13 protein-coding genes and 2 tRNA genes are annotated in these 13639 nt (G+C 54.0%); 4 read left to right on the top strand and 11 right to left on the bottom strand.

Annotated elements, in window-relative coordinates; all coding sequences use genetic code 11:
* Positions 1-101: 101 nt before the first annotated feature.
* Positions 102-1265, bottom strand: a complete 1164-nt coding sequence (locus MMW58_RS10220; RefSeq protein WP_133598790.1) for an FAD binding domain-containing protein — start codon at positions 1263-1265, stop codon at positions 102-104.
* 223 nt (positions 1266-1488) lie between these two features.
* Here MMW58_RS10220 and MMW58_RS10215 point away from each other — a divergent pair, with 223 nt between their 5' ends.
* The gene (locus MMW58_RS10215) at positions 1489-2430 is read left to right on the top strand and encodes a LysR family transcriptional regulator (protein WP_133598792.1); all 942 of its coding nucleotides are present in this window, start codon (positions 1489-1491) and stop codon (positions 2428-2430) included.
* Between the two features lie 27 nt (positions 2431-2457).
* On the opposite strand, the gene MMW58_RS10210 is transcribed toward MMW58_RS10215, so the two are convergent.
* The 4 genes from MMW58_RS10210 to MMW58_RS30295 form a co-directional block, all read right to left on the bottom strand.
* Complete coding sequence (locus tag MMW58_RS10210) at positions 2458-3279, bottom strand: alpha/beta fold hydrolase (RefSeq protein ID WP_241723264.1); 822 nt, start codon at positions 3277-3279, stop codon at positions 2458-2460.
* Between the two features lie 332 nt (positions 3280-3611).
* A tRNA-Asn gene (locus MMW58_RS10205) sits at positions 3612-3687 on the bottom strand.
* Positions 3688-3814: 127 nt separating this feature from the next.
* Positions 3815-5251, bottom strand: coding sequence for an EmmdR/YeeO family multidrug/toxin efflux MATE transporter (locus tag MMW58_RS10200; RefSeq protein WP_133598796.1), 1437 nt, complete (start codon positions 5249-5251; stop codon positions 3815-3817).
* A 95-nt stretch (positions 5252-5346) separates the two neighbouring features.
* Positions 5347-5439 carry a DUF5951 family protein gene (locus MMW58_RS30295; protein WP_367575711.1) on the bottom strand — a complete coding sequence of 31 codons (93 nt, stop codon included), beginning with the start codon at positions 5437-5439 and terminating at the stop codon, positions 5347-5349.
* Between the two features lie 5 nt (positions 5440-5444).
* Between MMW58_RS30295 and MMW58_RS10195 the strand changes: the two genes are divergently transcribed.
* Positions 5445-5520 (top strand) — tRNA-Asn (locus MMW58_RS10195).
* A 65-nt stretch (positions 5521-5585) separates the two neighbouring features.
* On the opposite strand, the gene MMW58_RS10190 is transcribed toward MMW58_RS10195, so the two are convergent.
* The 5 genes from MMW58_RS10190 to MMW58_RS10170 all read right to left on the bottom strand — a co-directional run bounded on the left by MMW58_RS10190 (position 5586) and on the right by MMW58_RS10170 (position 10815).
* Positions 5586-6731, bottom strand: coding sequence for an ABC transporter ATP-binding protein (locus MMW58_RS10190; RefSeq protein WP_241723263.1), 1146 nt, complete (start codon positions 6729-6731; stop codon positions 5586-5588).
* A gap of 24 nt (positions 6732-6755) precedes the next feature.
* Positions 6756-7583: a carbohydrate ABC transporter permease gene (locus MMW58_RS10185; protein ID WP_133598800.1), complete on the bottom strand. Its 828-nt coding sequence runs from the start codon at positions 7581-7583 to the stop codon at positions 6756-6758.
* On the bottom strand, positions 7576-8436 hold the full coding sequence (locus tag MMW58_RS10180; RefSeq protein ID WP_133598802.1) for a carbohydrate ABC transporter permease: 861 nt from the start codon (positions 8434-8436) through the stop codon (positions 7576-7578). Before MMW58_RS10180 ends, MMW58_RS10185 begins: the two co-directional genes overlap by 8 nt.
* Before the next feature lie 68 nt (positions 8437-8504).
* Positions 8505-9773 carry an ABC transporter substrate-binding protein gene (locus MMW58_RS10175; RefSeq protein ID WP_241723262.1) on the bottom strand — a complete coding sequence of 423 codons (1269 nt, stop codon included), beginning with the start codon at positions 9771-9773 and terminating at the stop codon, positions 8505-8507.
* Between the two features lie 28 nt (positions 9774-9801).
* On the bottom strand, positions 9802-10815 hold the full coding sequence (locus tag MMW58_RS10170; protein WP_241723261.1) for a Gfo/Idh/MocA family protein: 1014 nt from the start codon (positions 10813-10815) through the stop codon (positions 9802-9804).
* Between the two features lie 335 nt (positions 10816-11150).
* Between MMW58_RS10170 and MMW58_RS10165 the strand changes: the two genes are divergently transcribed.
* Together MMW58_RS10165 and MMW58_RS10160 are read left to right on the top strand one after the other, a co-directional pair.
* Positions 11151-11849, top strand: a complete 699-nt coding sequence (locus MMW58_RS10165; protein WP_241723260.1) for an N-acetylmannosamine-6-phosphate 2-epimerase — start codon at positions 11151-11153, stop codon at positions 11847-11849.
* A complete protein-coding gene (locus tag MMW58_RS10160) occupies positions 11846-12715 on the top strand; it encodes an ROK family protein (RefSeq protein WP_241723259.1) in 870 nt (289 codons plus the stop codon). The genes MMW58_RS10165 and MMW58_RS10160 overlap by 4 nt, the downstream gene beginning before the upstream one ends.
* Before the next feature lie 6 nt (positions 12716-12721).
* Here MMW58_RS10160 and MMW58_RS10155 read toward each other — a convergent pair whose 3' ends face one another.
* Positions 12722-13504 carry a GntR family transcriptional regulator gene (locus MMW58_RS10155; RefSeq protein WP_133598811.1) on the bottom strand — a complete coding sequence of 261 codons (783 nt, stop codon included), beginning with the start codon at positions 13502-13504 and terminating at the stop codon, positions 12722-12724.
* Between the last annotated feature and the right edge of the window lie 135 nt (positions 13505-13639).

Below are 13639 nucleotides of genomic sequence, written 5' to 3'. Positions count from 1 at the left end.
ACTCCTGCTGGCTATGAGTGGGTCGGGAACAACATTGCGTTTAAAAGATGATTGGCGCGAAAGATGAAATACATTAACGGACGGCTACGGCGTATTGATATTTAATCTCCTGATGATGGTGACATATCAATTGACATCAGGCGGTTGCCCATGTTCATTCCCACCTGCTTCAGGTATTTACCGAGATGGCGCTGCTCCGGCTCCCAGCGCGCCAAAGCGGCATCGATATCGTCAGGATAATTCAGAAATGCCCACCGTAACGCCAGGGCATTTGCCGCCGCCTTGGAAGTGCTTGCCGCCGTGTGTGGACGTGGAATAGACGCCGCATCGCCAAGCAATAGCACCCGATCTTTCACCATGCTATCAACGGCCAGATCGCGAATAGATTGCGCGAAAGGCTCTTCTGTCGCCAGCACCACGTCTCTGAACCCTGGCGGCAACATCCGCGCGGCCTCTTCATAAATATGGCTTTTCCATTTTTGCGCGATGACGCCTTCAGGTAGAGAATGCCCGCGCATTACGCCATTTTTATCGGTCATCACGGATTCGCGAGTCGCGTCGTCCATAACGCGATACCACACCCAGTTATAAAGCCGGTGCCCCGGACGCAGATCGTTATTTATCCCCGGAACGAGGTAGCCCAGAATCTGCGATCCCTTATTATCGGCAAACGCAAAGTTGCCATGAAGATCGAGGCGCGCGCGCTCCGGCAGCCGATCTTCACGAATCAGCCCTCGCCAGGCGATATAGCCAGAATAGGTCGGGGTTTCACCCGGCCAGAGCAGCTGGCGGACGGTGGAGTTATTGCCATCAGCGCCAATCAGAATGTCGCCTTTTATATGGCTACCGTCCTCAAACCACGCGGTAACGCCCTCTTTTTGCGAATCGATACGCTGCAGTTTTTTCCCCTGATGGTAATTCTCTTTGCCGGTGGTGGTCAGTAATGTCGAATAAATTAATGACCATGAGGTTTGCATTTGTGGGGCCAACTGTTTGTATTCAACCGTACCGTCGGGATTATAAAAAATGCGGTATTGGGAACGAACGCCCATCTCATCCCATTTTTTATTAACGCCGCTTTCCTGAATCACCTCCACCACCTGCGGTTGAAGCACGATCCCACCGCCCTGGCTATCGAGATTTTTTGCCGAGCGTTCGAAAATATCCACATCCCATCCGGCTTTTTTCATCATATTTCCGGCAAAAAGTCCACCAAGGGAACCGCCGATAATAATGGCTTTTTTAGGTCGGGTAATATCTGACACAGGCACCTCCGCATTTTATTTATGCCACTCAGGTAAGGGCATAAATAATAATTAACTGTCTGGCTGCTGACGTTAACCATAACAGCCTCAGCGCTAGCGGAGAATACCAGCAAAACCGGAAACACTATTGCATAGCACGCAAAGCTGACTGGTATTCCTCACTCAAAACAGGCTAATGTAAGGACTCACCCAGGCGTTTTTCCTATACGAGAAAGTTAAAGCTATGGATATGTTTTCGTCCTTACAGGCGCTGGTCGCGGTGGTTGAGGAAGGCGGATTCTCTTCCGCCGGGCGGCGCCTGTCGCTTGCCACCTCTTCCGTCACCCGGCAAATTGACACGCTTGAGCAATATCTTGGAACGGTGCTGCTGGTTCGCTCAACCCGAAAGGTATCGTTAACCGGGGCCGGAGAGCGGTACTACCAGCATGCCTGCAGGATTATGGCCGATCTCTCCTACGCTAACTACGAAGCCCGCGACCACTCCGGTATGCCTCGCGGGATCCTCAGAGCCAGCCTGCCGGTATCCTGGTCACTGCAATATTTAGCCACTTTACTGCCTGAATTCATGAAGCAATATCCGCTTATCCGGCTTGAACTCACTTTTACTGACGATGTGGTGGATCTGGCTGAGAACCGGCTGGATCTCAGCATCCGGCTGGGGAAAATTTCTGCGCAAAACGTCATTGCCAAAAAGCTGCTGTTGCAAAAGCGCGTTCTTTGCGCCAGCCCGGCCTATCTTGCTGAAAAAGGCGTGCCATTGCTGCCTGCCGATTTACGACGCCATAATTGCCTGCTTTTCTCCTACTCTTCCGGTCAGACAAAATGGTTTTTCTTCCGCGATAAAACGGAAGGCGTCAGCGTTGAGGGAAACCTTAGATGCAACAATTCTCAGATACTCAGGCAGGCGGCTTTGGGCGGACAGGGTATTGCTTTGCTTCCGGACTGGCTGGTGAATAACGACGTTCAGCGCGGCGACCTGTTAGCGCTGTTTCCGGATATACGCGTTGATGTGACCGCTGACGAGGATGAATCAGCGGTGTATGCACTTTATCATCCAAGCCGCCGCGACATTAAAATGGTGAAATTATTTGTCGATTTTATTTATCAGTTCCTCAACCAGCAGGCGGCAGAGGAAGCTGATATTTTCTGCGGGAAGCCAGGCTAAAGCAGCACGCCTGGTTATTTATCTAAACTAGCGGCGGATAAACGCCAGCACATCTTGATTAAACTGCCCGGCATTTAGCTGAGCCAGACCGTGGCTGGCGCCGGGATAGATTTTCAGCTCGGCGTCTGCGATTATCTTCGCGCTCTTAATGCCTGCCGCAGCAATGGGCACAATTTGATCGTCATCGCCGTGAATAATCAGGGCTGGCTTATCGATTTTTTTCAGATCGTCCGTATAGTCGACTTCGGAAAACTCACGGATACAGTCATACTCCCCTTTGATGCCGCCCTGCATCCCCATCCGCCAGAACGATTCGACCAGGCCATCATTAGTGGCGATATTTTCGCGATTAAAGCCATAAAACGGTACCGCTAGCTCGCGGAAGAACTGCGAACGATTGGCTGCGGTGCCGGTGCGGATATTGTCGAAAACCTCCAGAGGCGTGCCCTGCGGGTTATCAGCCGTTTGCAGCATTAGCGGTGGAACCGCGCCGACTAACACCACTTTTGCCACGCGGGATGATCCATGGCGGCCGATATAGCGGGCGACTTCCCCACCGCCGGTTGAATGGCCAATCAGTATCGCATCATGCAGATCAAGATGGTCGATCAGCTCTGCCAGATCGTCCGCGTAACGGTCCATGTTGTTGCCTTCCCACGGCTGCTCGGATGCGCCGTGCCCGCGGCGGTCATGGGCGATAACCCTGAAACCGTTCTGCCCAAAGAAAAGCATCTGTGCGTCCCAGGCATCTCCGGAAAGCGGCCATCCGTGAGAGAAAACAACCGGCTGACCTTTGCCCCAATCTTTATACGCGATGCGAACATTATCTGAGGTAGTGAAATGGCTCATTATCGTTCTCCTGAAATTAACGGCATTAATTAGGAAACTACACCCCGTGTCGGGTGCAGTTAACTTAAACGACAATGTCAGAGGTGATAATCCGGGGAATATACAACGTAGTTTTGCATCTGGTGCAACGCTGGCGCCGTTCAGGGTATCCGGCTGTTTTTATGTCCGCGCCGTGTTCCGTGCTGGGCGCCAAATTTGCCCGATATGGAGGGAAAACTGAAAATGCACCGGGAAGATTTTCCACGCTTGCTCATTGAATCAAAATCACGAAGGGATTCTCAAAGAAACATGAAAAAGCCCGCTTAAGTTTCCTTAAGCGGGCTTCTCGAATATGGCTCCTCTGACTGGACTCGAACCAGTGACATACGGATTAACAGTCCGCCGTTCTACCGACTGAACTACAGAGGAATCGTGTGAACGGGGCGAATATTAACGGCGACGCCCGGCCTTGTCAAAGGCTGTTTCGCACATTTCAAACCGTTTGCCGATTTATTCTCCACTTTGGGCGAAATTTGTCGTTTCGCCCAGAAAATGGTTAGGTTTCGCGCACCTGGCTTTTGCTGCGCGGATATTTCCACAGCCAGCGCCCGCTGACCATCCGGCAGTAGAACAGCGCGCCGCGTACCGCCCAGTCAAGCACCATCCCCAGCCAGACGCCAATCACACCCATACCGAGTACGATGCCCAGCGTATAGCCCGCCACGACGCGGCATCCCCACATCCCCAGCATCGACACCCACATGGTGTAGCGTACGTCGCGAGCGCCTTTAAAGGCGCACGGCAGGGTCCAGGACATCGCCCAAATCGGCATAAAGAAGGCGTTCAGCCACAGCAGCTCTTTCACCACCACTTTGACATCCTCTTCGCTGGTATAGAACGAGGCGATCAGGTTAGCAAACGGCGCGGTTCCCCACGCAATTACCGTCAGGATGATGGTCGATAGCCAGAATACGTGCCACGCCTGGCGCTCCGCCTGCCCAATCTGGCCTTTTCCCAGCCGGGTGCCGGTAATGATGGTCGACGCGGAGCCCAGCGCGTTTCCCGGCAGATTAATCAGCGCGGCGAAGGAGAAAGCGATAAAGTTGCCGGCAATCACGTTGGTGCCCATGCCGGCGACGAACATCTGCGTCAGCAGCTTGCCGCCGTTGAACAGCACCGATTCGATGCTCGCCGGGATGCCAATGCCCATCACTTCCCAGATAATGGCAAAGTTAAGCGGTTTGAAGTAGCTCTTCAGCGAGATGCGCAGCGCGGGATTAAACCCGACGGCTAATACCCACACGATCGCCACCGCTCCGATGTAACGGGCGATGGTCAGCCCCAAACCTGCGCCGACAAAGCCGAGTCCTGGCCACGAGAAAACGCCGTAAATCAGGATGCTGCTGATAATAATGTTGATGATGTTCATCCCGCCGTTAATCAATAGCGGAATTTTGGTATTGCCTGCCCCGCGCAGCGCGCCGCTACCGATCAGCGCAATCGCCGCCGCCGGGTAGCTCAGCACCGTCAGCTCCAGATAGGTTAAGGCCATATCCTTAACCTGGGGCAAGGCGTCGCCGGCGACAATATTGATAATTTCTTTGCCGAAGGCGTGTATCACCACCGCCAGCAGAATGGAGAACAGCGTCATAATTGCCAGCGACTGCCGCGCGGCCGCGCGCGCGCGTCGCGGATCGCGCTTGCCGAGGCTAAAGGCAACCACCACCGTCGTACCGAGATCGATGGCGGCAAAGAACGACATGATCACCATATTAAAGCTGTCGGCCAGCCCAACCCCGGCCATCGCCTCTTTACCCAACCAGCTCACCAGGAACGTGCTGACTACGCCCATCAGCAAAACGCAGCTATTTTCCAGCAAGATGGGGACCGCTAGCGGGCTGATTTCACGCCAGTAAAGTACGCGATAACTCTTACGTTTTTTGAACCAGGATGTTCGTTCTACGACCCTGCGTGCTGCGGATGTGACGTTCAAGGGAGACCTTAGTGAGAAAAGTTGAAACTACATTTCAAATGATGATAGAGAAATGCTAATCCTGCAAAGCATTTTTCCTTCTAAATTGTCGGTAATTACAACAAATTGTTGATAGAAGCGGCGGTTGGTCGACAGGGGCAGAATAGATGTTTGACAAAAATTTTTTCGCCGCTAAGATACGACCCCACACGATTCCTCTGTAGTTCAGTCGGTAGAACGGCGGACTGTTAATCCGTATGTCACTGGTTCGAGTCCAGTCAGAGGAGCCATATTCGAGAAGCCCGCTTAAGGAAACTTAAGCGGGCTTTTTTTCGATAAAAACTTAGTTCAACTCTTATACAGTTGCAAATTGCTTCTGTACCGCGGCGGCTGTGCGACGGAATGCTACGCCCTTATCATCAAACAGATGCGCATGATTTGCCGGGATCGCTAACCCGACTTCATCACCCAGCCCCAGATCCTGCTCTTCGGAATGCCTTACCAACAGAGGATCAAATCCGTCAACGGAGACATAGAAGTAAGCGGCTTCACCAAGGTGTTCGATATGCTGAATCTTTCCGACCAGATGCGCTTCCCGTTTATCGACGAGGCGTAAGTGCTCGGGGCGAATCCCCACTTTTACCCGCTCGCCTGAACGCGTGGCGGCCGTATTGACCTGTACTTCAATTTCTTTGCCGCCCCCTCCCAGACGTACTCTGGCGCTCTGGCCCGTTCCTTTAACCAGTTCCCCCGGCAGGAAATTCATTTTCGGTGAACCAATGAATCCGGCCACAAATTCATTCACCGGATGGTGATATAACTCCAGCGGATGACCGACCTGCGCGATCGAGCCCTCATTTAGCATTGCTGCTCCGCTGTTCAGTAGCACTATCTTATCCGCCAGCGTCATCGCTTCAACCTGATCGTGAGTCACATAGATCATGGTGTTGCCAAGCTGGTGGTGCAGTTTGGCAATTTCCACCCGCGTTGCGACGCGCAGTGAAGCATCGAGGTTAGACAACGGTTCATCAAACAGGAAAACATCGGGCGCGCGAACGATAGCCCGCCCGATGGCAACACGCTGGCGCTGACCACCGGAAAGCGCCTTTGGCAGACGTTGTAGCAGCGGCTCAAGCTGCAAAATTTTCGCCGCATTCATAACGCGACGTTCAATTTCAGCCGGTTCGGTTTTCGCCAGCTTCAAATTAAACGCCATGTTGTCATAAATAGTCATGTGCGGATAAAGCGCATAGCTCTGAAATACCATCGCCACACCACGATCGGCCGGAGCCAGACGATTTACTACCTTATTACCAATCGAGATCTCTCCAGAAGTAATGGTTTCCAGCCCGGCAATCATGCGTAATAGCGTCGATTTGCCACATCCCGATGGCCCGATAAACACACAAAACTCACCGTTTTTGATTTCGAGATCGACCTGATTAATCACCTGCGTGTCATGGAAGCGCTTAAATACATTGCTCAGACGTATACCAGACATAATTTACAACTCCTCTCTTCTGAGCTACTTAACGCCGCCCATGGTTAAACCGCGCACCAAATGTTTTTGTACCATCAGACCGAGTACCAGCATCGGCAACATCACCAGCGTTCCTGCTGCCGTCAGCGGCCCCCACTCCGTTCCCTGGAAGGTCAGGAATGAAGTGATCGCGACGGGTAGCGTTTGTGTGGAGTCACCGGAGAGCGTCAGGACAATCTGGAATTCATTCCAGATAAAGAACAGCGTCAGGACACCCGATGCCGCCAGCCCGGTACGTGCCAGCGGCAGCATAACGCTCAGGAACACGCGCCACTCGCTGGCGCCGTCAACGCGGGCTGCCTCGCGGATCTCAGGCGGAATATCTTCAAAAAAGGTGGTGATCATCAGGATGGTGAAAGGCACATTCGCCACGGTGTACACCAGAATCAGCACCAGATAGCTGTCAGTCATGCCCAGCCGGGTTATCAGGTAATAGACCGGTATTACCAGCATGATCGCTGGCGCATAACGCAAACTCATAATGAACTGCTTAGCCTGGCCCTTACGTTCGATGAAGAACACCAGGCCGTAGGCAAACAGTGCGCCAAACACCAGACACAGAAACGTCGACACCAGCGAGATCAGCAGGCTGTTGCCAAACGCACGGACAAAGTCGCCGTTGCTCAATACCTGTCTGTAGTTATCAAGAATCGGCGTAAACCACAGCTTTGGCGGCATGGCAAAGGCGTCGATATAGGTTTTAAACGACATCGTCACCAGCCAGTAAATCGGCAACAGGAAGAACGCCAGAATCACGGCCAGCACGAGGTAAAATCCGGCTCTCCGGCAGATAAACTTCAAGGAATCACTCATCTTTCATCACCTTTTTACTGGCAAATGACAGGACCGCGATCACCAGCAGCGTATTGATAATGGCAATCACCACCGCCGCGCTAATACGGAAATCCTGGAATCCGGTGAGATAGGCATACATGTTGGTCGTTTCCGTTGCGAGCGCCGGGCCGCCACGGGTCATCACGTAGATAAGATCGAAAGATTTGAAGGCATCAATCATGCGCAAAAACAACGCCATCAGGACGATCGGTTTCATCATCGGTAATTTAATAAACGCCAGCAGACGCCAGCCGCGAGCGCCATCCAGCTCTGCCGCTTCCAGAGGCTCATTCGGCAGCGCATCCAGACCCGCGGAGACCAGCAGAATAATGAACGGCGTCCACTGCCAGATATCCGCCAGGATCAGCGATGCCATTGCGGTGTTTGTGTTGCCTAGCCAGTCAATCGGTGCGATGCCGAAAAAACCAGCCAGCCAGTTGAACAAACCGGCGTTGGGATCATAAAAAATACGCCAGATAAGCCCGGCTACGATGGGCGTGACAATCATCGGCAACAGTAACAGCGCTCGTACCAGCTTACGGCCAACAAAGTCACGGCTGATGAACAGCGCAATGGCGCTGCCAAGTACCAGCTCTGCTACCGTGGAGCCCACGACATATACCAGCGTGTGCCACAGAGAGAGCCACATGCGTGGTTCTTTCAGCACCTCGATAAAGTTCGCCAGGCCGATAAAATCAAACGGCGGTGGCGACATCAAATCGATGTCGTACACTGACAGGTAGATGGCGTAACCCAGCGTGTAGAACGAAACCAGCAGCAATACAACCAGTAACGGCAGTGTAAACGCCTGCTGCGTGAGTTTTGCTTTCATAGTTTTACCTGGACCTGCGTAAGGAATTCACTTCAGCCGGTGCGCACAAACGCACCGGCTGAAAATGGTTAACGGGACAACGCTTTATCGTTACGGGTGTTCGCTGCCTTCAGCGCGCTTTCAACTGACCGCGTACCGGCCAGCGCTTCGGACAGGGCGATGCCTGTAATGTTGATGATCTGTGTGGACTGCGGAACGGTCGGCAGGTACTTCGCATTACCATTCTTCAGCGCCGCCAGCATGCCATCCTTGAAAGCGCCGTAGCGTTGGGTGAAAGCATCACTGTTAATGGCGCTGAGTGAGCTCACGCCTGCGTTCGGGTTCAGCTCCACCGACTTCACCTGCGTCTGCTTGTTGGTCGCCCAGCTGATAAACTTCCAGGCTGCATCCTGGTTCTTGCTGTCGCTGGAGATATACAGGCCATGCACCTGAAGCGCGCCGCTGTTACCCGGACGATCGCCAGGCTGGGCAGGTACCGGCGCGTAGCCCACCTTACCGACGACAGAGGACTGTTTCGGATCTTCGTTAAAGCCGCCGTTGACGGTTGAGTCGATAGTCATGGCCGCTTTGCCCTGCTGGAATACCAGACGGTTTTCCTGCCAGCCAAAGTTAGCCGCGCCGATCGGGCCATAATTTTTCAGGACATTGACAAAAGCTTTCGTCGCCTCAATCGCCTGCGGCGATGAGATGGCAGATTTGCCGCTACTGTCGATCCACTGGCCGCCGTAGCCCCACAGGAACGCTGCCCATGCGAAAGTATTCTGAATCCCCTGCGCTCCGCGCAGCGTGATACCGGCAACCTGACCGTTGGTTTTCTCTTTGATGGTCTTCGCCGCAGCCGTCAGCTCATCAAAGGTTTTCGGTACCGCAATACCGTACTGCGCAAAGAGATCTTTGCGGTACATCAGGAAGGTGCTTTCGCCGTAAACCGGCAGCCCGTAGTAACCCTCGTTATACCGCAGCGTCCCGGCATAGCTCGGAACGAAATCCCCACCGTCATAAAATGTGCTATCACTCTTCATCCACTTATCGACGGGGACAATATAGCCTGCCGAGGCATAACCGACCGCGTGGACCCAGTCGTCCATGACGACGTCATAGCGTCCGCTGTGCGAGGAGAAGGCCAGCAGGGCTTTGGAGGTCAGATCGCTGTAGGGCACAATCTCAGCCTGGACCTTAATGCCGGTCTCTTTCTCAAACTCCGGTAATAATGCTTTTATGGAATCGCTGGTACTGTGGCCTTCCAGCAGGACACGAATGGTTTCCTGCGCGCTGGCGTTACCCGCCAGCAGCAACGTGCTGATCATACCTGCGATCGCGATTTTCTTTATGCTCATCTCATCACCTGGTTATTCAGTCAGAATGTCAGACCCGGACGATCTCTCCGGTACGGGCAGAGTCCATAATGGCAAGGGTAATGCGCAGGGCTTCGTTAGCCTCTTCGCCGGTTGCCACGCTGGTTGAACCGCTGCGAACATCGGCCAGGAATGCCATCAGTTCCTCGCGCAGATCGCCTTTGATTTCCCCCTGACTCAGCGGCCAGTGCTGGGTGTCGATATAGCGGTTCATATTTTCAGAGGCGTGATACAGACCGGACTCCCCACATTCAATTTCAATCAGGCCCCTGGTCGCAAGAATCGTCATTTTGGCATCAAGCAGCGTGCGTGAACCCGCCGGCAGCGCCCACGAGCTTTCCAGATTCACCACGGTTCCATCGTCAAAGCGGATGATGGCGAAGACTGAATCTTCTGTACCCAGGTGACCCAGCAGTTTGTTAGTGGTCTGCGCATAAACGCTTACCGGACTGGTGTGCTTCAGCAGCCAGAGGATCATATCAACGTCGTGAACGGTGACGTGCAGCGGCAACGGCAGGCTGCCGCCGTAACGGGCCGGTCCTTCAATCGCAGGGCTGTTGCGACGGGCGGTAATATGGCTCACTTCTCCTGCACTGCCGGTCGCCAGGATCTCCTGAGCACGGGAGTAGCGCGGATCGAAGCGCAGCAAAAAGCCAATCCCCAGCTTCACATTGGCGTCACGCGCTGCCCGGATGATGGCTTCGCCATCTTCCATTGTGGCTGCGATCGGTTTTTCGAGAAAAATATGGGCCCCCACTTTAGCCGCCGCGAGCGCGGGGGCAAGATGGAAGTCATCTTTGGTGCAGATACTTACGATGGCCGGTTTTTCCTGCTCCAGCATCTGGTTGAAATCTTCATAGCAGTTCAGCTGCGGGATCCACTCCTTCAGCGCTTCGCTGCGGGATAAGTCCGGATCGGCCACGCCAACCACCTCTACGCCGTACATCTGCTGCCAGATTCTGGCATGCATTGCCCCCATGAAACCTGCGCCGATGACGCACACTTTAATCACGCTGTCTGTCATTTCACTTTCCTCAGTACCGGGTTTGAAAAATTGAGTAACGCTTCCTGCAACCTGTTCGGTAATTCAATTAACATGCCAGAAAAATGCCAGATTAATACCAATAATGTAAAATCCTTTAAAATCAAAGCAATTAACATTTTAAGGTACATTATTTCAACATATTTAACCTGTTATACTGCCTGCTTTTTCGTGTTGTCCAGCACATTCATGGTGCTTTTGATCAAAATTAGAGCACCATCACGAAGCGTCAGGTATTAAATAAAAATACCAATTTACACATCTGGTATTATTGTGATTATCTATTTGGCAATGACAAAACCAACAGGAGTGAAAAAATGGCGATCGACATAAATCGACTCAAAGATCGGCTGGTTGTATCTTGCCAGCCGGTAACCGATGGACCGATGGACCGCACAGATATCGTGGTCGCGATGGCGCGTAGTGCGGAACGGGCCGGAGCCGGCGCGGTGCGCATTGAAGGAGTGGATAATGTCCGTCAGGTTTCCAGACACCTGGATATTCCCGTTATCGGGATTGTTAAGCGCGATCTGGACGATTCGCCGGTGCGCATCACTCCCTTCCTGAACGATGTATCAGCCCTGATTGCTGCCGGAGCCAGTATCATTGCGATTGACGCTACGGCGCGTCCCCGTCCGGTAGCCGTGGCGGAACTTTACCGGCTTGCCCGTCAGTCTGGCGTACTGGTAATGGCCGATTGCTCAACGTTAGCGGAGGGTATCGCAGCCGCAGAGCTGGGATTCGATCTGATTGGCACAACGCTCTCCGGTTACACCGCCGAAACCTCGGATCAGCCAATGGAACACCCGGACCTCGAACTTATTGCGCAACTTGCCGGCCGTGGTTATCGTGTTATGGCCGAAGGCCGCACCCGAACTCCCGCTCATGCGGCGGCGGCGCTTCAGGCCGGGGCCTTTGCGGTAACGGTGGGTTCGGCTATCACGCGTGTTGAACATATTACTGAGTGGTACAACAGCGCCCTCGCCGCGGTTGTTCACGGGAGAACGTCAGCATGATCCTGGCTCTGGATATTGGTGGCACCAAGCTTTCCGCAGCCTGGTTCGAGGGTCAACGCTGCATTGACCGTCGGCAGGTCGCCATGCGCTATGATGAAGCGGGGTTTCTTACCGCCCTTCGTGAAGTCACGCAGTCGGATTATCCGATCGAACGCGTCGCGGTAGCGGCGACGGGCTACCTGCGGGAGGGGCGGGTCTGGTCGGTGAACCAGAACACGATCCCATTCTGGAAAGGCTTTCCTCTCGGACTGGCGTTAGAGCAGTTGTTTACCTGTCCGGTTATCATGCTGAATGACGCGCAGGCCGCGGCGTGGGGAGAGTTTCTGCCGCGCCGCGAGCAACGCGCTAACCTGCTATTTATCACGCTTTCTACCGGCGTCGGCGGAGGGCTGATTTGTGACGGGAAGCTGCGTATTGGTCCGCACGGACTCTCCGGACATATCGGTCATGCGACGGTGAACATCGCACCAATGGACCCGGAGTCAGGCACCTGCGGCTGCGGCCGTACCGGTTGCCTGGAGCACGTTGCGTCCGGCACCGCGCTGGCGCGACAGGCCACGGCACTCTTCGGACGCCCTTCCAACAGCCGCCAGCTTTTTGCGCTGGCCGGTACAAACCCGCAGGCCGACGCCATTCTTAATAACGCCGCCAGAGCGGTCGCCCAGGCGATAGCCGATACGCTGATGGTTGTCGATATTGAAGAGGTGGTGATTGGGGGAAGCGTGGGTCTGGCAGATGGCATGCTTGCCCGGGTGCAAAAGGCACTGCAGGAACTTCCCGAGCTGTTTAAGCTGCCAGTGACTCCCGCGCTGGGAGGCGGCGATGCAGGGTTACTGGGTGTTGCTGATTGGGCACAACACCAGTAACGATCGTTACATACCCGTCGAGATATCGCGCTGGAGCTCAACAAGAAAATCGTAGCTGTCGCCCCGATACCAGGTATGGGTATATTCAATCGGGCGACCATCCTCGAGGTAGCAGTGACGCTCAACGTGCAGCGCCGGACTGTGTACGGGCATATCCAGCAACTGGCTGTGATCGCGATTTAGCGGCTCAGCCCGAATGCGCTGTAACGCGCGTGCCGGCATGAAACCGTGCAGCTGGAGCACGGCGTACAATGAATCGCTCAGTTCATCCATATCAGGAATAAATATCTGCGGCACCACCGCGATTTCCACTGCCATCGGCCGGTCGTCGACGGTACGCAGGCGCTTAAGCCGCCATACCATCGCTCCGGGAGACAGATTCAGGGCAATAATCTCGGAAGGAGAAGCATACGTCAGTTCCTTCTCCAGCCAGCGGCCACCGGGCTGATAACCACGTGAAATCATATCTTCACTAAAGCTGGTCAGCGATGAGAGCGGTTTTTCTACCCTTCCGGCTACGGTACTGCGCGCCCCACGTCGCTGTACGATGACCTGTGCGTTTGCCAGCTCACTTAATGCGCGCCGTACCGTGACTCTGGATAGGCTCAACTGTTCCGAAAGTTCACGTTCACTGGGAATGGCATAACCCGGCTTGAGCTCACCACGGCCGATCATGTCACGAAAACCTCTCTCCAGGCGCAGATAAAGCGGTCCGGCCCCACGATTCGCGTCGTCGCAATACGTTTTCAGTGTCTCAATGAATTTTCGTTCCACGCCTTCACCATCCATTCCCCAGACATACTTGAAGATTACCTGATGTTACCAGTCCGGCATAGCGCTGATGATACCATTTTGTCCAACTGGTATCTTCTGGTATGGCTACAAGCCACAATGACAGGCAATCGCACAATGAATGATTCACCC

The sequence above is a fragment of the Klebsiella sp. HC6 genome, assembly GCF_022605325.1.
Taxonomy (GTDB): domain Bacteria; phylum Pseudomonadota; class Gammaproteobacteria; order Enterobacterales; family Enterobacteriaceae; genus Klebsiella; species Klebsiella terrigena.
Note: the sequence above shows the minus strand (reverse complement) of the source record. Positions and strands in the feature narration are given on the sequence as shown.